General features: G+C 67.6%; 19 protein-coding genes and 1 pseudogene. 3 read left to right on the plus strand and 17 right to left on the minus strand.

All coding sequences use genetic code 11. The features are described 5' to 3' along the window. The first annotated feature begins 538 nt into the window (after positions 1-538). Complete coding sequence (locus tag OG326_RS40935; protein WP_327142441.1) at positions 539-880, plus strand: hypothetical protein; 342 nt, start codon at positions 539-541, stop codon at positions 878-880. A gap of 198 nt (positions 881-1,078) precedes the next feature. On the opposite strand, the gene OG326_RS40940 is transcribed toward OG326_RS40935, so the two are convergent. The 4 genes from OG326_RS40940 to hemB all read right to left on the minus strand — a co-directional run bounded on the left by OG326_RS40940 (position 1,079) and on the right by hemB (position 3,659). Further along, positions 1,079-1,315: a hypothetical protein gene (locus OG326_RS40940; protein ID WP_327142442.1), complete on the minus strand. Its 237-nt coding sequence runs from the start codon at positions 1,313-1,315 to the stop codon at positions 1,079-1,081. Beyond that, complete coding sequence (locus tag OG326_RS40945) at positions 1,315-1,845, minus strand: hypothetical protein (protein ID WP_327142443.1); 531 nt, start codon at positions 1,843-1,845, stop codon at positions 1,315-1,317. Before OG326_RS40945 ends, OG326_RS40940 begins: the two co-directional genes overlap by 1 nt. A gap of 313 nt (positions 1,846-2,158) precedes the next feature. Then, entirely contained in the window at positions 2,159-2,689 is a 531-nt protein-coding gene (locus tag OG326_RS40950; RefSeq protein ID WP_327142444.1) for a hypothetical protein, read from the minus strand. Beyond that, positions 2,682-3,659: a porphobilinogen synthase gene (gene hemB, locus OG326_RS40955; RefSeq protein WP_327142445.1), complete on the minus strand. Its 978-nt coding sequence runs from the start codon at positions 3,657-3,659 to the stop codon at positions 2,682-2,684. Before hemB ends, OG326_RS40950 begins: the two co-directional genes overlap by 8 nt. Positions 3,660-3,822: 163 nt before the next feature. On the opposite strand from hemB, the gene OG326_RS40960 reads away from it, so the two are divergent. Further along, complete coding sequence (locus tag OG326_RS40960; RefSeq protein WP_327142446.1) at positions 3,823-4,128, plus strand: hypothetical protein; 306 nt, start codon at positions 3,823-3,825, stop codon at positions 4,126-4,128. A gap of 75 nt (positions 4,129-4,203) precedes the next feature. Here the strand turns inward: OG326_RS40960 and OG326_RS40965 are convergent, their stop codons facing one another. The 5 genes from OG326_RS40965 to OG326_RS40985 form a co-directional block, all read right to left on the minus strand. Continuing rightward, complete coding sequence (locus OG326_RS40965; protein ID WP_297628664.1) at positions 4,204-5,766, minus strand: bifunctional uroporphyrinogen-III C-methyltransferase/uroporphyrinogen-III synthase; 1,563 nt, start codon at positions 5,764-5,766, stop codon at positions 4,204-4,206. Continuing rightward, positions 5,763-6,797: a hydroxymethylbilane synthase gene (gene hemC, locus OG326_RS40970; RefSeq protein WP_327146758.1), complete on the minus strand. Its 1,035-nt coding sequence runs from the start codon at positions 6,795-6,797 to the stop codon at positions 5,763-5,765. Before hemC ends, OG326_RS40965 begins: the two co-directional genes overlap by 4 nt. A 65-nt stretch (positions 6,798-6,862) precedes the next feature. Next, positions 6,863-8,251: a glutamyl-tRNA reductase gene (locus OG326_RS40975; RefSeq protein ID WP_327142447.1), complete on the minus strand. Its 1,389-nt coding sequence runs from the start codon at positions 8,249-8,251 to the stop codon at positions 6,863-6,865. Beyond that, complete coding sequence (locus tag OG326_RS40980; protein WP_327142448.1) at positions 8,248-9,093, minus strand: redox-sensing transcriptional repressor Rex; 846 nt, start codon at positions 9,091-9,093, stop codon at positions 8,248-8,250. The genes OG326_RS40975 and OG326_RS40980 overlap by 4 nt, the downstream gene beginning before the upstream one ends. A 339-nt stretch (positions 9,094-9,432) precedes the next feature. Further along, positions 9,433-9,693: a glutaredoxin family protein gene (locus OG326_RS40985; protein ID WP_327142449.1), complete on the minus strand. Its 261-nt coding sequence runs from the start codon at positions 9,691-9,693 to the stop codon at positions 9,433-9,435. A 142-nt stretch (positions 9,694-9,835) separates the two neighbouring features. Between OG326_RS40985 and OG326_RS40990 the strand changes: the two genes are divergently transcribed. Beyond that, positions 9,836-10,876, plus strand: coding sequence for an HAD family hydrolase (locus OG326_RS40990; RefSeq protein WP_405140106.1), 1,041 nt, complete (start codon positions 9,836-9,838; stop codon positions 10,874-10,876). 189 nt (positions 10,877-11,065) lie between these two features. On the opposite strand, the gene OG326_RS40995 is transcribed toward OG326_RS40990, so the two are convergent. From OG326_RS40995 to OG326_RS43125, 8 genes and pseudogenes are all read right to left on the minus strand, one after another. After that, positions 11,066-12,079, minus strand: a complete 1,014-nt coding sequence (locus tag OG326_RS40995) for a lysophospholipid acyltransferase family protein (RefSeq protein ID WP_327142450.1) — start codon at positions 12,077-12,079, stop codon at positions 11,066-11,068. Further along, a complete protein-coding gene (locus OG326_RS41000; RefSeq protein ID WP_327146760.1) occupies positions 12,076-13,107 on the minus strand; it encodes an NAD-dependent epimerase/dehydratase family protein in 1,032 nt (343 codons plus the stop codon). Before OG326_RS41000 ends, OG326_RS40995 begins: the two co-directional genes overlap by 4 nt. 215 nt (positions 13,108-13,322) lie before the next feature. Further along, positions 13,323-13,424 carry a 30S ribosomal protein bS22 gene (locus OG326_RS41005; RefSeq protein WP_003402602.1) on the minus strand — a complete coding sequence of 34 codons (102 nt, stop codon included), beginning with the start codon at positions 13,422-13,424 and terminating at the stop codon, positions 13,323-13,325. Between the two features lie 251 nt (positions 13,425-13,675). Beyond that, positions 13,676-13,924 (minus strand): helix-turn-helix domain-containing protein, encoded by a 249-nt coding sequence (locus OG326_RS41010; protein ID WP_405140104.1) that lies wholly within the window; start codon positions 13,922-13,924, stop codon positions 13,676-13,678. A 175-nt stretch (positions 13,925-14,099) separates the two neighbouring features. Beyond that, positions 14,100-14,921: a pyrroline-5-carboxylate reductase gene (gene proC, locus OG326_RS41015; protein ID WP_327142451.1), complete on the minus strand. Its 822-nt coding sequence runs from the start codon at positions 14,919-14,921 to the stop codon at positions 14,100-14,102. 64 nt (positions 14,922-14,985) lie between these two features. After that, positions 14,986-15,882, minus strand: a complete 897-nt coding sequence (locus OG326_RS41020; protein ID WP_327142452.1) for a thioesterase family protein — start codon at positions 15,880-15,882, stop codon at positions 14,986-14,988. An 89-nt stretch (positions 15,883-15,971) separates the two neighbouring features. After that, positions 15,972-16,904, minus strand: a complete 933-nt coding sequence (locus OG326_RS41025; protein ID WP_327142453.1) for a sugar phosphate isomerase/epimerase family protein — start codon at positions 16,902-16,904, stop codon at positions 15,972-15,974. Between the two features lie 13 nt (positions 16,905-16,917). Next, positions 16,918-17,169 (minus strand): annotated as a pseudogene (locus OG326_RS43125) (hypothetical protein); the annotation flags it as partial. Between the last annotated feature and the right edge of the window lie 893 nt (positions 17,170-18,062).

Raw genomic sequence — 18,062 nt, forward strand, 5'->3', positions numbered from 1 at the left:
CCCCAACTCCGGCCCGCAGTGCGACCTCACCTCCACTCCGGCTCCGGTTTCGACCCTGCCTTCTCACTGGTCCGGCTCGCAGTGCGACCTCGCCCTCGCCCCCACTCCGGCTCCCGCCTCGACCCGGCCTTCTCACTGGTCCGGCTCGCACTGCGGCCCTGCCTTCGCCGCCGCGCCGGCTCACGCTGCTACTTCGCCCGCTTCACCTGCCCGGCTCGCGCTGCGACCCTGCCGTCACCGCCGGTTCGGATCTCATTGCTACGCAGCCGTAGTCGTCGGTGCGGATCTCGGTGCGGTCCCGCATTCGTCGCTACTTGGCGCTCACCGCTAGTTGGCACTGGCCGCCGATCCGGCTCCCGGGAGGCGGGAGGGGGGCAACCGGGGGCGGCAACACGCAGGGTCGTTTTGAGTGCAACTTCGATTGCTAGATAGTTGCTGGTGCGTAATCTTTCGAGGTAGGGGCGTCGTCGAGAGAGAGCGGGACGGTATGCGGATTGCGCGGTTCGGTGCGGGATTGGTTGCGGTTTCCGGAGTTGGGGTGGCGTTGGTCGCGGGGGCGGGGCAGGCGGCGGCGGGAGCGCCGTTCGCTCAGTTCGATCAGGGGCGGATCGGGGTGTCGCTGTCGCATGACGAGACGGCGGCGGTGGCGGACGGGCCGGTGCCCGCGGTCGTGAGCATGTTCGTGCCGCTGAGCCGCATGGGTGCGGGACTGCAGCCGGACACCTCCATCCGCAAGGACGAGAACGGCGGTGTGCACGCCTCACTGCGGCAGGTGGTGGCGGAGGCCGCCGACCATCCGGACGGCTCCGTCGTCATGTACTTCAATGCGCCCGGCACCCACGGCGGTCGCGTGATGGACATCTACCAGAACTGGGGCTGACCGGCGGGAGTGCCACTAGGACAGCGGCACTCCCAGGCAGAACGCCGCCCAGCCGGTGGAGACCAGGCAATTCAGGGGCGCCGGTAGCAGGTCCTGCCAGGATGTGAGCGTCATGGATTCGATTGTCCGCGTACCCACCAGCGCGAGCCACCGAATGCGGATCCTCGCGCACCCCCAACGGCGTGGCGCGATACAACCTCAGCGCGCGAGCCGGAAAACCCGCGCGACCAGATCGAGCAGTACCAGCCCGGCCGCCGTCATCACCACGGCCGCGCCGGCCAGCCACGGCCCCGAATACCGGGAGGCCGTGTATCCCGGCGCATCCCCCGAGGCCGCGAACCATCCGGTGTGAATTCCCTTGTGCCAGCACCACACTGCCGCGATCACGAGCACCGGCGTGAGCACGAATTCGACGAGCACAGCGAGCCATCGCATTATCGCGCCTCCTCCTCGTCGCTCTCGGCCTGGTCGGTCTTCTTTTCGGCGGTATCGCCGGACAGCCGTTCCACCGCCGCGGTCAGTTCGGCCCGCAGGGTGTAGTGATCGCGCGCCCACGCCTGCACCAGACCGCCGTCCCGCAATTTCAGCCCGATGCCCTTGCGCCGCCGCGGTACTCCGCTGAGCTCACCGAGCGCCCGCGCCGATTCCCAGTCCTCATAATCCCAGGACTCGTCATCAGTTTCCGGCAACACCGCGGCAATGCTGCTCAGCGGCAGTGTTTCGGCGCCTTCGCGCAGCGTGTCGGGGGTGAGTTCGATGCTGATGTGCCGCTTTCCGGCAATGACCTGCAGCCAGACGAACCCGGCCAGCAGCAACCCGCAGAAGACGAGCCCGAACCAGTGCACCGCACCGCCGCGAACAACCTCCACCACCAGGATCAGCCCGCACAGCACCGGACCGTAGGCAATGGTGCGATAGCGCGCACCCGGCTCGGAGAAAAGAACGTTCGCAGCGGACTCACTCATAGTGAGAATCTAGCGGGACCGCGATCGGGAGCAAGCGTGCAAGAGGTGCGCGAGGATCCGCGCGCGGGATGCACAGCGCTCAGCCGAAGAGACCCGGAATCAACAGCACTGCGAGGGTGAGCAATCCGAACAGGAACAGCAGACTCAACCCCAGCACATCGCGCCGAAGGCTGTGCGGCTGCTGGATCACCACTCGCATCGTTGCCTCCGATTCTCCGGAGCTGAACGCATAACGAGCGGCTTCCGGTTCCCGAACTCTCTGTGACTGCCCTCACCCTACCCGTTAGTACGCTCGTAACAAACTTCACGGTCCTCACCGTGGCCCCGGCCGGAAGAAGAGCTCGGATTCCTTTCGGTAACACAGGAATACGGCCCCGCCCGCCAGCACCGCCTGCACGATTCCGGCACATCCGGCGACCACCGCCGCGGCACCGGGTTTCGCACCCGATCCGATGAGCGTGCCGGCCGCGCCGAGCAGCAGGAATACCGCGAATCCGGTGAGTATGCTGCGCGCCCAGCTCTTTCCGCGCGCCAGCTGATAGACGAATGCGACCGCGATCCCGCTGAGCACCAGCCAGAACACCGCGACGAGCACGAGCAGCACCATGACCCACACCTGCACCTGGGCCAGGGTGACCGGCTGCTGCCCCTGCACCTGGTCGAACATCTGCTGCGCCAGATCCCGCCGCTGCCCGATCGAGGCGATCAGCGAGGCGACCGCCTGCACCACACCGACGGCCAGGGCGAGGTACCAGAGCAGGCCGGCGGTGCGCACATCTTCGGGAACCGGGCGTGGAATCACCGGGGGCTGCATCGGATTCACGGCGAGCAGTTGGTCACGCAAGCCAGTGCGACGCTTCGGTAGCCCAGTAGGTGAGCACCATATCGGCGCCCGCCCGCCGGATGCCCAGCAGGGATTCCAGAATGGCGCCCCGGCGATCGATCCAGCCGTTCTGCGCGGCGGCGGTGATCATCGCGTACTCGCCGGAGATCTGATAGGCCGCGACCGGAACGGTCGAACGGTCCGCCACATCGCGCAGGATATCGAGATAGGACATGGCGGGTTTCACCATGACGATGTCCGCGCCCTCGGTCAGATCCAGTTCCAGTTCGCGGATGGCCTCGCGGCGATTGGCCGGATCCTGCTGGTAGGTACGGCGATCGCCCTCGAGCGAGGAACCCACCGCCTCCCGGAACGGGCCGTAGAAGGCGGAGGCGTACTTGGCGGCGTAGGCGAGGATGCCGGTGTCGGTCTGCCCGGCCGCGTCCAGTCCGGCCCGGATCGCGCCGACCTGGCCGTCCATCATGCCGCTGGTGCCCAGCAGGTCGGCGCCGGTGTCGGCCTGTGCGAGCGCCATTTCGACATAGCGGCGCAGCGTGGCGTCATTGTCGACGGCGCCGTGCTCGTCCAGGACGCCGCAGTGCCCGTGATCGGTGAATTCGTCGAGGCAGGTGTCGGCCATGACCACCGTGGAGCCGCCGACCTCGTGCACGAGCGCCCGCAGCCCGCGATTGAGAATGCCGTCCGGATCGCTGGCCTGACTGCCGGTCGCGTCCTTGTCCTCACTGCGCGGCACGCCGAACAGCATGAGCCCGCCGACGCCGGCGGTGACGGCTTCGACGGCCGCCTTGCGCAGCGAATCCATCGAATGCTGGAAAACGCCTGGCATGGAAGAGATTTCGCGTGGTTCGTCGAGCCCGTCGGCGACGAACATGGGGAGGATCAATTGCCGTGGCTGCAGGGTGGTTTCGGCCACCAGACGGCGTAGCGCAGGGGTACGGCGCAACCGCCGTGGGCGGTCCATTCCGGTCATAGTCGCATGATATGCCCGCGTCGCGGAGGCCTCGCGGGGGCCTGGATATGTCGGTGTCCCCGAGTAGAATCGAAGATGTGTTCGAAGAGTTCGCGGCGAGATTCGTTCGCCGGGAACCTTGATCGCAACGGGAGGATGGGCCGTGCTCGCAGCCGTATCAAATATGTCAAGCAAGAAAACCATGTCCGATCAGGCGGGAGTGCCGAGGCGGGGGGACGTCATCGATCACGCTTGGGCGCCGCTGGCCAAGCAGCCGCTGCCCGCGGGCCGGCCGCGCTCGTGGTACATCTCGCACAATCGGCGACTCAAGGCCATGCGCCTGGCCATCGCACTGCTGGACTCCGGCTCGTTCAGCCCCGACGAGGCCACGAACGAAAGAATCAGGGACACAGCCGAAACCGTCGGCCTGCACTGGCCCTCGGATGCGACGTGCCGCATGGTCCGCCGCATGATGCAGGCCCAGCGCTGAGGTATCCCCCGCACCGATGACGAAGGGGCCCCGCATCGTGGGATGCGGGGCCCGTTCAGGTCGAGGGCGACAGCCTCAGCGGCTGCGGCGGCTCTTCTTGCGGGGCGGGGGCAGCAGGCCCTCGGCGCGCAGGTGGGCGGCATGCTCGGCGAGGGATTCGACGAGGGGGCCGACCTGGGCGATTTCGGGCTGCACGTCTACGCGCAGGCCGAATTCGATGGCTGTTTCGGCGGTTTTCGGGCCGATGCAGGCAACGATGGTGCGGGCGTGCGGTTTACCGGCGATGCCGACCAGATTCCGGACGGTGGAGGACGAGGTGAACAGCACCGCGTCGAAACCGCCGGTCTTGATCATTTCGCGGGTCTCCGCCGGGGGCGGGGACGCACGCACGGTGCGGTACGCGGTGACATCGTCGATCTCCCAGCCGCGGTCGCGCAGACCCTCGGCCAGCGTTTCGGTGGCGATATCGGCGCGCGGCAGCAGCACCCGGTTCACCGGGTCGAAAACGTCGTCGTAGGGCGGGAAGTCGGCCAGCAGGCCCTCGGAGGACTGCTCACCGCTGGGGATCAGCTCCGGATTGATGCCGAACGAGCGCACCTTCTCCGCGGTGGCCTCGCCCACGCAGGCGATCTTCACACCGGAGAAAGCCCGTGCGTCCAAACCGAATTCGCCGAACTTCTCCCACACCGCGCGCACCGCGTTGGTGGAGGTGAACACCACCCACTGGTAGCGGCCGTCGACCAGACCCTTGACCGCACGCTCCATCTGCGCGGGGCTGCGCGGCGGCTCGACGGCGATGGTCGGGACCTCCATGGGGATGGCGCCGTGCATGACGAGCTTCTCGCTCATCTCGCCGGCCTGCTCCTTGGTCCGCGGCACCAGTACGGTCCAGCCGTACAGGGCACGCGACTCCCACCACGAGGTCTTGGCGCGCTTCTCGACCTCTTTACCGACGGTGACCACGAGCGGGCCGACCATCTCCGAGGCCGCGTTGTTCAAGGTCGCCAGCGTGGCATCGATCGTGCGCTGCTGACGCGTGGTGCCGCGCACCGTCACCGCGACCGGAGTCTGCGGCGCCATACCGTGTTCCACCAGCGCACTGGCGGTCTCGGCCAGGTGACCCGAGGTGGCGTGCAGCACCAGCGGGCCGGGTGCGGCCGCGACGGCCGCCCAGTCCACCTCACCGCGCACATCGACCTCGGTGTGGCTCGAGCCCAGCTCGATACCGGCGTAGGCGGGCACCGTGGTCCCGGCCGACAGCCCCGGTAGCACCTCGAACATCAGGTGCGAGCGGGTCACCGCATTGACCTCCTGGATCACCGAATCGGTGGTCAGCGGGTCACCGGAGACCAGGCGCACCACGTCGAAGCCGTTGCGGGCCTCCGCGATCAGCGTCTTGGCCACCTCGGCCGGGTCGCCCAGCGCGGGGCGCACATCGACGGGAAGCTCCCCGTCGGGGCCCGGCTCGGCGGCGCTGCCGATCAAGGCGAGCACACCCTTGTCGACATCGGGATCTGTGAACGCCAGCTCGGCGCGCGCGATTACCTCGCGTGCACGCACAGTCAACAGCGCCGGATCGCCCGGTCCTGACCCAACGAAAAGGATCCGGCCGGGGTGCTTCTTCGTCGCTCGGCTCATCGAATATTCTCCATTGGGCTGGGATTGCTGTTGTCGGATGGCTCGGCCCCCGGGTTCGCATCTCCGGGGTCACTGAGCAGGTCGCGCGCCCCCAGCTCCAAGAGCTCACGCGCCAGTGCCCGGCCCAGCTCCGCGGCATCCGCGAGCGAGCCGACCACAGAGGCCCGGATGGTGTCCGAGCCGTCGATCGCCGCCACGCACCCGCGCAGCGACAGTTCGTCTATCACTCTGCCGTCGTCGTCGAGAGATTCGACGACCTCGGCCAGCGCACCGATCGGGGCGGTGCAACCCGCCTCCAGTTCGGCCAGCAGCGCCCGCTCGGCGGTGATCGCGGCACGGGTGCCGGCATCGTCGAGAGCGGACAGAATGGTCACGAGTTCGGTGTCCTCGCTGCGGCATTCGACCGCAAGCGCACCCTGCGCCGGAGCGGGCAGCATCTGCACCGGCTCCAGCGATTCGGTGATGGCGTCCAGGCGGCCGATGCGGGCCAGCCCGGCCCGGGCCACCACGACGGCATCGAGTTCACCATTGGCGACTTTGCCGATGCGGGTGTCGAGATTGCCGCGCAGCGGCACGATTTCGACACCGAGGCCCAGGGCCAGCAGCTGCGAGGCACGACGCGGCGCGGAGGTTCCGATGCGGGAGCCGGCGGGCAGCTCGCCCAGCACCAGACCGTCACGAGCCACCAGCGCATCGCGCGGATCCTCACGCGGCGGAATGGCCGCGATATCGAAGCGCGGATCCTGCGCGGTCGGCAGATCCTTGTACGAGTGCACCGCGATATCGACTGTGCCCGCGGCCAATTCGTCGCGCAGGGCGGCGGTGAAGACACCGACGCCGATGGTCTGCACCGGCGCGGAGGACTTGTCACCGGCGGTCTTCACGATCACCAGTTCGGCCTGCTGCCCGGCGCCGATCAGCGCGTCGCGCACATGCCCGGCCTGGGTCAGGGCCAGCAGACTGCCGCGGGTACCGATCCGCCACGGGGCGTCGACTGTTCCACGTGCTGTGCTGCGCACTGTTTCGTGCACCGCATCGGTACCTGTCTCGGGCACGGCTTCCCGCCCTGTCTGTGTGTCCTGCACCATCGCTCCGGTCATGCGGTCAGCCCCTGTTCGTCCCCCGAATGGGCGGCGGTGAAATCGTCGGCCAGCTGACCGGCCGGCGCGGAGATCTCCATCGGCGCCGCAACCGCCTGCGCCGCACCGGGTTTCAGTTCGAACAACTCCCGGAGCGCCTCGGCGTAACTGTCACCGCCGGGTGTGGACGCCAACTGCTTGACCCGCACCGTCGGCGCGTGCAGCAGCTTGTCCACCACGCGGCGCACGGTGCGAGCGACCTCTTCGCGGTGCGCGGCGTCCAGCTCGGGTAGTCGCGAGTCCAAGCGCAGCAGCTCGCCCTCGACCACATCGGCGGCCATCTGCCGCAGCGCGGCGACGGTCGGGGTGACCTCGGCCATGCGCTGTCCGGCAAGGTATTTGGTGAGTTCCTCGGCGACGATGGTGCGCGCCGCGGCGGTATCGTCGGCGGCCGCGCCTGCCGACGGATCCCGCTGCAGGGTCTCCATATCGATGACCGTCACACCGGGCAGTCCGGCCACCGCGTGATCCACATCGCGCGGCAGGCCCAGATCGCAGATGACCAGCTGCGCGGTCGAATCGGCGGCGGACAGCGCATTGTGCACATCGGCGATGCTCACCACCGTGCCCACCGCGCCGGTGCAGGTGACCACCACTTCGGCCACGGCCATGGCCTCGACCAGCTGCTCGATATCCATCGCCGTGGCGGCGACGCCGTGCATGGTGGTGGCCGTATTGGCAAGCCGCTGTGCACGTTCCAGCGTCCGGTTCACCACGATGATGCGCGCGACCCCGGCCCGCGCCAGCTGTGCCACCGCGAGCCCGCCCATGGCGCCCGCGCCCAGCACCAGCGCGGTGCGCCCGGTCAGCGGACCCAGCACCAGCCGGGCCCGATCCAGCGCCACCGACACCACGGAGGCGCCCGCCCGGTCGATCCCGGTCTCGGAGTGCACCCGCTTGCCGACGCGCAGCGAATGCTGCGCCAGCTCGTGCAGCGTGCGCCCGGAGGCCTGCTGCGAATCGGAGGCCGCGTAGGCGGCGCGGATCTGGCTGAGCACCTGCTGCTCACCGATCACCATCGAATCCAGGCCGGACGCCACCGCGAACAGATGCTCGGCGGCGGCCTCGGCGTAGCGCACGTAGGCGTACTTGGTGAGCTCCGGCAGCGGCAGCCCGGAGTGCTTGGTCAGCAGTTCGCTGATCTCGCCCAGCGCGGGGTGGAAGGCGTCGACCACGGCGTAGATCTCGACGCGATTGCAGGTGGAGACGATCATCGCTTCGGAGACATGGCTGGAGGCCAGCATCTTCTCGGTCAGCTTGGGCCGATCGTGCTCGGTGATCGCGATCTTCTCCAGCACCGCAACTGGAGCGCTGCGATGCGAGATCCCGACGAGAAGCACACTCATGGCTGGACCACCGCTCCCTTGCTGGCTGTCTCAGTGCCGCCCGACGGCCGCGCTGCCGCATGTGAAGTCGTTATCGGCGTGCAGTTCATCGCCGCCGCCGTATTCCGGGGCGCCGAGCGCACACCCACCGGAACCGCGGCGGCCGCGCTCACCGTCTCCCCGGCGGCCTCCGCATTGCGGGCCAGCTCGAAGGACAGCAACTGCATCTCCACCGCGAGATCCACGCGCCGCACCTCTACGTGCGGCGGCGCGTCCAGCGCGACGGGCGAGAAGCTGAGAATGCACAGCACCCCGGCGGCGACCAGCAGATCGCAGACGGCCTGGGCATGGGCATCGGGCGTGGTGATGACCGCGATGGTCGGCGCCAGTTCGGCCACCGCACCGGACAATTCGGCCACATCGCGTACCGGCAAACCGCAGACCGGCGTACCGATCAGCGCCGGATCATTGTCGAAGAGGCCGACCATGGCGAAACCGCGGCGGCGGAATCCGCCGTACCCGACCAGTGCCCGGCCCAGATTGCCCGCGCCCACCAGCACCACCCGATGTCCCTCGGAGAGTCCGAGCACATCCTCGATGCGGTCGCGAAGCTTGATCACGTCATATCCGACACCTCGGACACCGTTGGGTCCGAGGAAGGAAAGATCCTTGCGCAACTTGGCGGAACCGACACCCGCCGCGACAGCCAGTTCCTCACTCGATACGATGGCAACAGCATCGTCGGCGAGAACGGCGAGCACCCGGAGATAAGTGGCCAGACGCGCCACTGTGGCCTGCGGGATGTCCTTCTGCAGAGCCTTGCCGGAGACACCACTCTGCGGCGTCTCATGCTGCTCCGTCACGTCGCTTGCGCTCCTCGTCCGGCCGGGGGTGAGTGTCCGGGTGCTTTTGTCGACCCGACGCCGGGGACCGTCGCATGGCGGCCGAGCAGGCAAGGTCGAGTCATAGGTTCGGGGTCGCTTCCGCTGAAGAGCGGGTTGCGTGCCACCACCGTAACCGCTTGTGAAGCCCTGCACAAAGTCGGTGAATTCAGTCACTTTGCGGGGGGCCTCCTGCCCCGGGATCATTCAACCCTGCTCACGGGGAACCCGCTACGCAACGCGCCGGGAATCGAACAGTCGAACACCCGGTTACGGGGTGGCGTCGGGCCGGTGGGGGACCGAACCGGACGACCCGCTGTTTCACCGGCTCAGGTCGGCGCGTAAGCGCGCCTCGTCCACATCGAAATAGCTGTGCTCACGACCGTTGAGCAGCACCACCGGCAGCCGATCGCCGTATTCGGCGCGCAGGGCCGGATCGGTCGCCGCGGCCTCGTCGACATCCACGGTCTCGACCTCGATGCCGAAATCGGCGCAGATCGGCCGCAATTGCTCCAGCGCGACCGCGCAGAGTCCGCAGCCATTGCGGGTCAACAGGGTCACCGAGGGGGTGGAAACGTTCATGAAACTCATTCAACACCCCCGTCATGTCAGTCAGCGTCTACGTCCCGGTCACCGCTGGGCGTTACTGTGGACTATGCCGGTGCATGCACCAACCGGATTGGTCACGGACTCTCAAATGTGGCGGCAAGAACAGGCGGAGGTACTGGTGCCGGAACGATCGAAAGAGGCCGGACAGGGTTCGAAGGACTCGCGGTCGGGCTTGATCGCGGGCAGATTCGGTGAATTCGCGCCCCGCTGGGGACAGGGTCTGCAGGACCAGTTCACCCGAATCACGCGGAGCCCGTTCGGTCCCAGCGATGAAGAGGTGCGCGCCAATCTGGCGGGCGAGGCCAGCGCCGATGCCGCGCTCGCCCTGCACGACGCCGAACTCGCACTGTACGACGAGCCGAGACCCGCGATTCCGCGTGATCTCACCGCCGCCGCGTTCTTCGATGTGGACAACACCATGGTGCAGGGTGCGTCCATCGTGCATTTCGCGCGCGGGCTGGCCGCGCGCAAATACTTCAAGACCTCGGATCTGGTCGATATCGCCTGGAAACAGGTGAAATTCCGGGTCACCGGCAAAGAGAACAGCGCCGATATGAGCAGCGGTAAGGAGCGCGCCCTCGAGTTCATCGCCGGCCGCCCCACCGCCGAATTGGCGGCGCTCGGCGAGGAGATCTACGACGAGATCATCGCCGACAAGATCTGGCCGGGCACCCGGGCGCTCGCGCAGATGCATCTCGATGCCGGACAACAGGTTTGGCTGGTCACCGCGACACCGGTGGAACTGGCGCAGGTCATCGCCAAGCGGCTGGGTCTCACCGGTGCGCTGGGCACCGTCGCGGAAAGCCACGACGGCGTATTCACCGGCCGCCTGGTGGGCGACATCCTGCACGGGCTGGGCAAGGCGCATGCGGTGCGCACCCTCGCCATTCGTGAGGGGCTGAACCTCAAACGCTGTACCGCCTACTCCGACAGCCACAATGACGTGCCCATGCTCTCGCTGGTAGGCACGGCGGTGGCCATCAATCCCGATGCGGACTTGCGCGAGGTCGCCAAGAACCGCGGCTGGGAGATCCGGGACTTCCGCACCGGCCGCAAGGCCGCGAAAGTCGGTGTGCCGACGGCACTTGCGCTAGGCGCGGCCGGGGGCGCCGCAGCCGCGGTGCTGAGCCGCAAACGCGAAGCCAAAGCGAGCTGACTGACCCGCCTCTCCGCGAATTCAAGCCCGACTCAGGCGGGGCGACGGTTGCGTCGGCCGCCGGCGGTGAGGTGGGGGCAAGTTAGCTCGTACCCGGCGAGTTACCCCGATCGACACGAAATCAGTTGTCGCCCCGGCGAACGACGGCCTCTTTCACCAGGCCATCGGTCGCCGGGGGACAGTACAGCTCTAGCCGGTGAAGGGATTCCGGCGCTTTGTCAGCAACTTGTAGAGCGTGCCCTGAATCGTTTCGCGGACCTGATCGGTGATCTCGAACATGGTCATCGGATCGTCGGCGGCCTCGGGCTCGTATTCGCCCGTCGGAATCGGCTCACCGAATTCGATGTACCACTTCGACGGGAACGGAATCGCGCCCAGCGGGCCCAGATGCGGGAATGTCGGAGTCACCGGGAAATACGGCATGCCCAGCAGGCGCGCGAGCGGCTTGAGATCGGCGATCTTCGGGTAGATCTCCTCCGAACCGACGATCGAGACCGGAATGATCGGCACCCCGGTGCGCACCGCCGCCGCCACGAAACCGCCACGGCCGAAACGCTGCAGCTTGTAGCGGTCACCGAACGGCTTGCCGATGCCCTTGTAGCCCTCCGGGAACACGCCCGCGACTTCCCCTGCGCGCAACAGCCTTTCGGCGTCGGCGGGGCAGGCCAGGGTATGCCCGGCCTTACGCGCGAGACCGCCCACCACCGGCGTCTCGAAGATGAGATCGGCGGCCAGCAGGCGCAGCACCCGCTGCTTGGGATGGCGATCGTGCACGGCCAGCTGCAGCATCAGCCCGTCGAGCGGCACCGTGCCCGCGTGATTGGCCACGAGCAGCGCGCCGCCCGCCTCCGGAATGTTCTCGATACCGCTGACCTCCACCCGGAACCACAGGTCCGAGAGCGGGCGCAGCATCGGCAGGATCACCGATTCCAGCAGATGTTCGTCCAGGCCGAATTCGTCGACCTGGTAATCACCGGTCAGGCGGCGCCGGGCGAAATCCGCGGTGCGGCCGACCCCCTCGACCACCGCCCCCCGGATCATCTCGCTCAGCGACTTCGGCTGCCGGGACTCGACTTCGGCGAGGCGATCGGTCAGTGAGGTCACCGGCTTGAGCGCCGGCTCCCCCGGCCAGACCCGCGACGGCCGATGCCGTGCCTCGATATCCACGTCGTGAAGACGAATCACCTTCGCTACATCACTCATTGGTGTGCTCCCGTCCCAGCCCCGAGCAGGCCGAGAAGTTTGTTCTCTGCGGCGTCGATCCAGCGAGGATCGATCACGGGCCGCAACGCTGCGCCCCCTATGAAGTCGTCGAATGCCTGCACTGTGGTCCAGCGCGGCTGAAAACCCAGTTCGGTGCGCATCCTGGTGGTGTCCAGACCGCAACCGAAATGGAAATAGTCGATTTGTTCGGCGGTGAACTCCCGCATCACCGGACCCATGAGGGTGCGGCCGACAGTGCGGAACACGTTGTACGGCACCGGCATTTCTATCCGGCCCGCCCGGCGGATCGCCTGCGACAATGCCATCGCGCCGTCACCCGCTACGTTGAAGGTACCCCCTGGCGCGGCAATCGCGGCGTGTGTGAGCGAGGCAATCGCATCTTCCTCGTGCAGCAGTTGCATTCGCGGATCACGCCCCAAGATCGTCGGGGTCACCGGCGAACGGAAATACTGCACACCGCGATTCGCCAACTGCGGGCCCACAATCGGCGGGAAACGCAATATCGCGGTACAGATATCGGGACGACGCCGCGCCAGGCCGCGCACGAATCCCTCCACCTCGATCATGTCGCGGGCGAACCAGCCCCGCGGCGGGGTACGCGCAGACATTTCCTCGGTGAATTTCACCGGATCCTTGGCGCTGCACCCGTATACGGCGGAGGAGGAGCGCACCACCACGCGGCGCACGCTGGAAGCCTTGCGGCACACCGCGAACAACTGCATGGCGCCCAGCACGTTCATATCCTTCATCGCCGCCCGGCCCCCACCGGCGGGCGGGCGCGACAATGCCGCGGGATGAACCACCGTGTCCACTTCATTGCCGTCGATAACTTTGCGTATCAACGGATTTCGAATATCGGCGCGTACGAATTCGGCTCGGCCCATACGGCGCAGCAACTCCGGACTCGGTTGCTTGGCATCCACCGCGATGATCCGTTCGATCGTGGGATCGGCGGCCAGCCTGGCCACTACATTGCCGCCGAAGAACCGGCTCGCGCCGGTCACCATCACGATCTTGGGCGCCGAACCGTCCCGGGCGCCTGAACCTGCCGCACCGGATCCCACTCGTTGCCCCCATTTCCTGTTATTCCCGCGTCCCAGGGTAACCGGCGGACCAGTGCTCCCCGAAGGGTATTAACCAGGATCTAACGATGAGTTCGGTCACCCGTGACAAACAGAAAGCCCGCCACCGAGGTGACGGGCTTCCAGCTACGACGCAGCGCTTATTTGCCGAGTTTCCTGCGCTGAACGCGCGTGCGGCGAAGCAGCTTGCGGTGCTTCTTCTTCGACATGCGCTTGCGGCGCTTCTTGATCACAGAACCCATAGGGTTGTTCCTCGCGTTCTCTCGGGTCATCCCCGCCTTCGCGGGGAGCACACTTTCAACCCTGCACAGTGTCCTACCCGGTTCGGGCCGACATGGGCCCGGTTGCACCACCGGCCCGTACAGGATGCCGGTTCATGCTACCGGGCCACCGCCGAGCGAACGAAACGGGTGCGCCCTGGATCGGGCTGCCCCGCTCGCACGCTGCGTCGAACCCTCGTGAAGCGCGGCCATCTCGGCGGCCGCTGCGGGCGTCACCCCGCGTCGAAGTAGGACGTCTCCAGGTAGTCGTGCACGGCTTTAGCGTGCACCCGGAACGAACGACCCACCCGCACTGCGGGCAGCTCTCCGGAATGCACCAACCGGTACACCGTCATTTTGGATACCCGCATCAGATTCGCCACCTCGGCGACGGTAAGGAACTGTGTTCCACCGCCGAGAACATTTCCGACTGCGCTGACTGGGGTGTTTGCGGACCTCGCTTGACTGTTTCCAGACATCATTGCGCCACTGACCTCCGGCACGCCCGCGCCGCCGGCTTCCCCACCGGCGGAACAGACACGCACGTGCTCCTTGAAGCTTAGCGGGACCAGTGGTGTTGCTGCGACGGGTGTGAGAAATCAGCCTTTGCTGTGGCGAGTCGTAGCCCAGCAGCAAACAAGCTACTGGCGAGTCAGCCTATTCGGCGGTCCCGGCCAACTCGACAGAACGACGTTTAGCGGCGTTCAGCGCCTCGTGGAAAGCCGAGCGCACCGCACCCCGCTCCAGTTCCCGCAATGCCGCCGCCGTGGTCCCGGCGGGCGAGGTGACGCCCGCGCGCAACTCCGCGGCACTCTGGCCCGACTCCTCCAGCAGCGCGGCCGAACCGAGCATGGTCTGCACCACCAGCGTGGTGGCCACATCGCGGGTCAGGCCCAGGCCGACGGACGCATCGACCATGGCCTCGACCACGAGGAAGAAATACGCCGGGCCCGAACCGGATACGGCGGTCACCGCGTCCATCTGCGATTCGGGGACGGTCACCACCTTGCCGACCGACTCCAGCATTTCCGAGACCAGGGCCAGCTGCTCCTTGCGGGCGTAGCGGCCGGGCGCGATGGCGCTCATGCCCTGGCCCACCAGCATCGGGGTGTTCGACATGACCCGCACCACCGGGAAACCGGCGGGCAGCTTCACCTCGATGCGGCCGGTCGGCACGCCGGCGGCCAGCGAGACCACCACGGCCTCCTGCTCCTGCTCGCCGAGCTCGGCCTTGGCCAGCTCGAGGACCACGCCGTCGACATCCTGCGGCTTCACGGCGATCACGATCAGATCGGCGCCCACGGCGGCCTCGGCCACCGCCTCGGTAACCCGGATCCCGAAACGCTGCGCCAGCAACTCTGCGCGAGCCGGCACCGGCTCGACCACCACCAGATCCTTGCTCACCCGTCCGGATTCGAGGAGCCCGGCGATCAGCGCCTCCCCGATCCGGCCTCCACCGATCACCGCAATCCTTGTCATGGATTCCAAGGTTAGTGCGTGGAGAACACGACTCGGCCGCCGCATAGGCGGCAAATGCGACGAGCTACCGCGCCTGCGGGATGAGGGCGAGCTGGCGGCTCTGGGCGACGACGGCTCCGGTGGAGTCGATCACCATTTGATCTTCGTCGAACATGCGGCCGCCCACCTCGCGGCTGTGCGCGATGACGCGCAGCCAGCCCGGCGCCGGGCGGCGGCGGAGGTAGGTCGTGAGCTGAACCGTTGGCGCCCAGCCGAATTGGCCGAGGTTCATCGGGACGGGCGGGGACATGTCGGCGGCCATCATGGCGAAGAAGGCGGCGACGTCCGGATCCTGCTCATCACCGCCGAGCGGGCGAATCCACAGGCGCAGACGGGGTTCCGCGGTTTCGCCGGCGAGGAATCGGGCCCACTTCGTATCGATGGCGACCGAAGAGCCCTGTGCCACATGGACCATCTTGCCCATCGGGTTGCGGTCGTCGTAGGCGAGCGCGTCGGCCGGGGGCTCGGCGGGCATGTCCTGCGCGTGGTCGGCGGCGTACGCCGGTGCGGTGTCATCGAGATGCCCGAAGGTGAAAGCGGTGTGCACCAGCACGCGGCCGCCCTGGATCAGGCTGGCGTCGATCAGGCAGATCTGGCGGCCGATCTTGCGGGTGCGGACCTCGTACTCGACCTCGCCCGGATCCGGGGCGCCGAGGAAGTCGGAGCTGGCGGCGATCGGGAACATCTCCGCACGCTCGGGGGCGGTGCGGCGCAGCCATTCGGTGGCGGCCGCGGCGCTGCCGGCGACCATGGTGCCGCCGTGCAGCTTCTTGCCGATGGTCCAGATGGACTCGATGACACCCCGGTAGCGGCCGATGCCCGAGTCGTCCGAGGGCAATTCGGTCAGGGCGCAGACGCGGCTGAAGGGCGCGTCGACCGGGCTACTCGCCGGTTCACGTTCGACGGTCAACTCCGTTGTCATCCGCTGGTCTCCTCCACGTCGTTTTGTACAGCGTACAAGCGGCAACCGAGGAGGAGACCTATCCGGTGGCGGGAATCACTGGGAGTGCGTCAGCCGCGGCTGACACCCGTCGGCTCCGGTTCCGGAACCGGCGGGGTGACGCCGTTGAGGTGGGTGCGGGCGAAGGTGAGAGCGCGGTCGAGCATGGCGGCGCGGTCCATGGTGGTGCGGGCCATCTGGGTATTGACCTCGATCACCGCCTGACCCTGGAAACCGTTGCCGACCAACATTTCACACAGTTCGGCGACCGGCTGGGTGCCCTCGCCGGGGATGAGGTGCTCATCGGTGGCGGCGCCGCGGCCGTCGGCGAGATGCAGGTGGGTGAGCCCGGATCCCATGCGGCGGGCCAGCATCAGCGCATCGGTGCCCGCCGTCGCGGTGTGCGAGGTGTCGAGCGTGTAGTGCCGGTAGCCGGTATCGGTCGGATCGAAGGACGGGCTGAAGGTGGTGATGGACGGTCCGGGACCACCGCGCCGCTCCAGACGCCGAATGGAATTTCCGCTGCGGCCGAAGAGGGTGTCCACCCGCATGGGGAACATATTCTCCACCGCGACCGACACCGGACTGTCGTTCTCCAATTCGGCCACCTGCTCGGCGAAACCGTCGGCATAGCGGCGCTGCCACCGGAACGGCGGATGCACCACCACGGTGGCCGCTCCGAGCGCCTCGGCGGTGTGCACGCTGCGCGTGAGCTTCGCGACGGGGTCCGACCCCCAGACCCGTTGCGAGATCAGCAGACACGGCGCATGAATGGCCAGCACCGGTATGTCGTATTTGTGCATGAAGGATTGCACGATGGAGATGCTCTGGCTGGCCGGTTCGGCCCACACCATCAATTCCACACCGTCGTAACCCAACTCGGCCGCATAGCGGAAAGCGGCCTCGGTGTTCTCCGGATACACGGACGCGGTGGAAAGCCCGACTCGGACTTCCCTTCGCCCGGCTCGATTTTCGATGTTCGCCCCCTGCGCGATATTCCCCACTGCCGCTCCCTGCTCAGTTAGTACTGAGTAGAAAGGCTAGCGGTCCGAGCGTCACAAAGACGCCTACGACGACGGCAATCACAGTGCTGAAAATATCGTCGGTCCGGCGCAGAACCCGGACGAGTGCCACCAAACCGAGAATCACGATCATCGCCAGCGCCAGGGCAACCCACGGGAGCATTTCCCACATGCGTTCGAAACCCTTGAACAGCAACATGCCCGCGACTGCCGCGCCCACACTCTGCCCGGCCAGAATCAACCACTGGCGGCGATTGTCCTCCTGCTCCGACAGTTGCTTTCCGCGCGACCGCGACGGTGCGGACACCCCGCGCGCGGCGGGCCGGGGGAACTTCGACGTGAGCGCCGAAAAACGTTCGGCCAGCGACATTCGCGGCTCGTCGTCGTAGTCGTCGTCCTCGTCGTACTCGTCGTCGTAGTCGTCGTCGAGCGGCTGGAAGACCTCGGTGAGATGCTCGTCCGGATCGTGCTCCTCGACCGCACCGCGGCGGCGCGAACCACCGGCGCGGCGTTTGCCACCGCGTCGCGAGTCCTGTTCCGCGCGTTGATCTTCGCGCTCGAGCGCATCACGGAGCAGATCACCGGCAACCGTGCCGCCGGAGACCAGCTGCTGATCCTGGTCCGGAGAGGTCCAGGCGGCCGTCGGGATCGAACCCTGATCGCGCGAGTCCGGCTGCGGGGCGGGCTCGGCGGCCGGACGTCTTCGCGCCGACCAGGCCGGCAGACCGCCGACCGGGGCGCCGCGCCCGGCGTCGGGCTCCGGCGCACGGCGGGTGTCACGGCGCGGATCGTCCTGCCGCAGCGCGGCGGGCGGCCGCTGGCCGTCCAATTGCCACTGGGGTTCGGGCTGCCGCTGCGCGTCCTGCTGCCAGGCCTGCGGCTGCCGCGGCGCGTCGTTCTGCCACTGGGGTTCGGGCTGCTGCGGCCAGGAGGGGGCGGCGGTCTGGCGCTCGGCCTCCGCCTCGCGCTGGGCCTCCGCATGCCGGCGGGCCGAACGCGACATGGGCGGGGCGGCGGGCGCGGCCGCCTGCAGGGGGTCGAATCCGGGGGCGCGGTCCGCGCTCGGATTCCGGGGTAGCGGTTCCGGCGACCAGGTCGGACCGTTGTCGAGATGTCGCGTGCGCGCGCCGTTCTCCAGCC

This window comes from Nocardia sp. NBC_01327 (assembly GCF_035958815.1).
Taxonomy (GTDB): domain Bacteria; phylum Actinomycetota; class Actinomycetes; order Mycobacteriales; family Mycobacteriaceae; genus Nocardia.

What these genes read in the sequence shown, in the direction of transcription:
- OG326_RS40940 (WP_327142442.1), bottom strand. Translation starts at nt 1,315, where the DNA reads ATGCGATGGCTCGCTGTGCTCGTCGAATTCGTGCTCACGCCGGTGCTC.
- OG326_RS40945 (WP_327142443.1), bottom strand. Translation starts at nt 1,845, where the DNA reads ATGAGTGAGTCCGCTGCGAACGTTCTTTTCTCCGAGCCGGGTGCGCGC.
- hemB (WP_327142445.1), bottom strand. Translation starts at nt 3,659, where the DNA reads ATGACCGGAATGGACCGCCCACGGCGGTTGCGCCGTACCCCTGCGCTA.
- OG326_RS40960 (WP_327142446.1), top strand. Translation starts at nt 3,823, where the DNA reads ATGTCAAGCAAGAAAACCATGTCCGATCAGGCGGGAGTGCCGAGGCGG.
- OG326_RS40965 (WP_297628664.1), bottom strand. Translation starts at nt 5,766, where the DNA reads ATGAGCCGAGCGACGAAGAAGCACCCCGGCCGGATCCTTTTCGTTGGG.
- OG326_RS40975 (WP_327142447.1), bottom strand. Translation starts at nt 8,251, where the DNA reads ATGAGTGTGCTTCTCGTCGGGATCTCGCATCGCAGCGCTCCAGTTGCG.
- OG326_RS40985 (WP_327142449.1), bottom strand. Translation starts at nt 9,693, where the DNA reads ATGAACGTTTCCACCCCCTCGGTGACCCTGTTGACCCGCAATGGCTGC.
- OG326_RS40995 (WP_327142450.1), bottom strand. Translation starts at nt 12,079, where the DNA reads ATGAGTGATGTAGCGAAGGTGATTCGTCTTCACGACGTGGATATCGAG.
- OG326_RS41000 (WP_327146760.1), bottom strand. Translation starts at nt 13,107, where the DNA reads ATGGTGACCGGCGCGAGCCGGTTCTTCGGCGGCAATGTAGTGGCCAGG.
- OG326_RS41005 (WP_003402602.1), bottom strand. Translation starts at nt 13,424, where the DNA reads ATGGGTTCTGTGATCAAGAAGCGCCGCAAGCGCATGTCGAAGAAGAAG.
- OG326_RS41010 (WP_405140104.1), bottom strand. Translation starts at nt 13,924, where the DNA reads ATGATGTCTGGAAACAGTCAAGCGAGGTCCGCAAACACCCCAGTCAGC.
- proC (WP_327142451.1), bottom strand. Translation starts at nt 14,921, where the DNA reads ATGACAAGGATTGCGGTGATCGGTGGAGGCCGGATCGGGGAGGCGCTG.
- OG326_RS41020 (WP_327142452.1), bottom strand. Translation starts at nt 15,882, where the DNA reads ATGACAACGGAGTTGACCGTCGAACGTGAACCGGCGAGTAGCCCGGTC.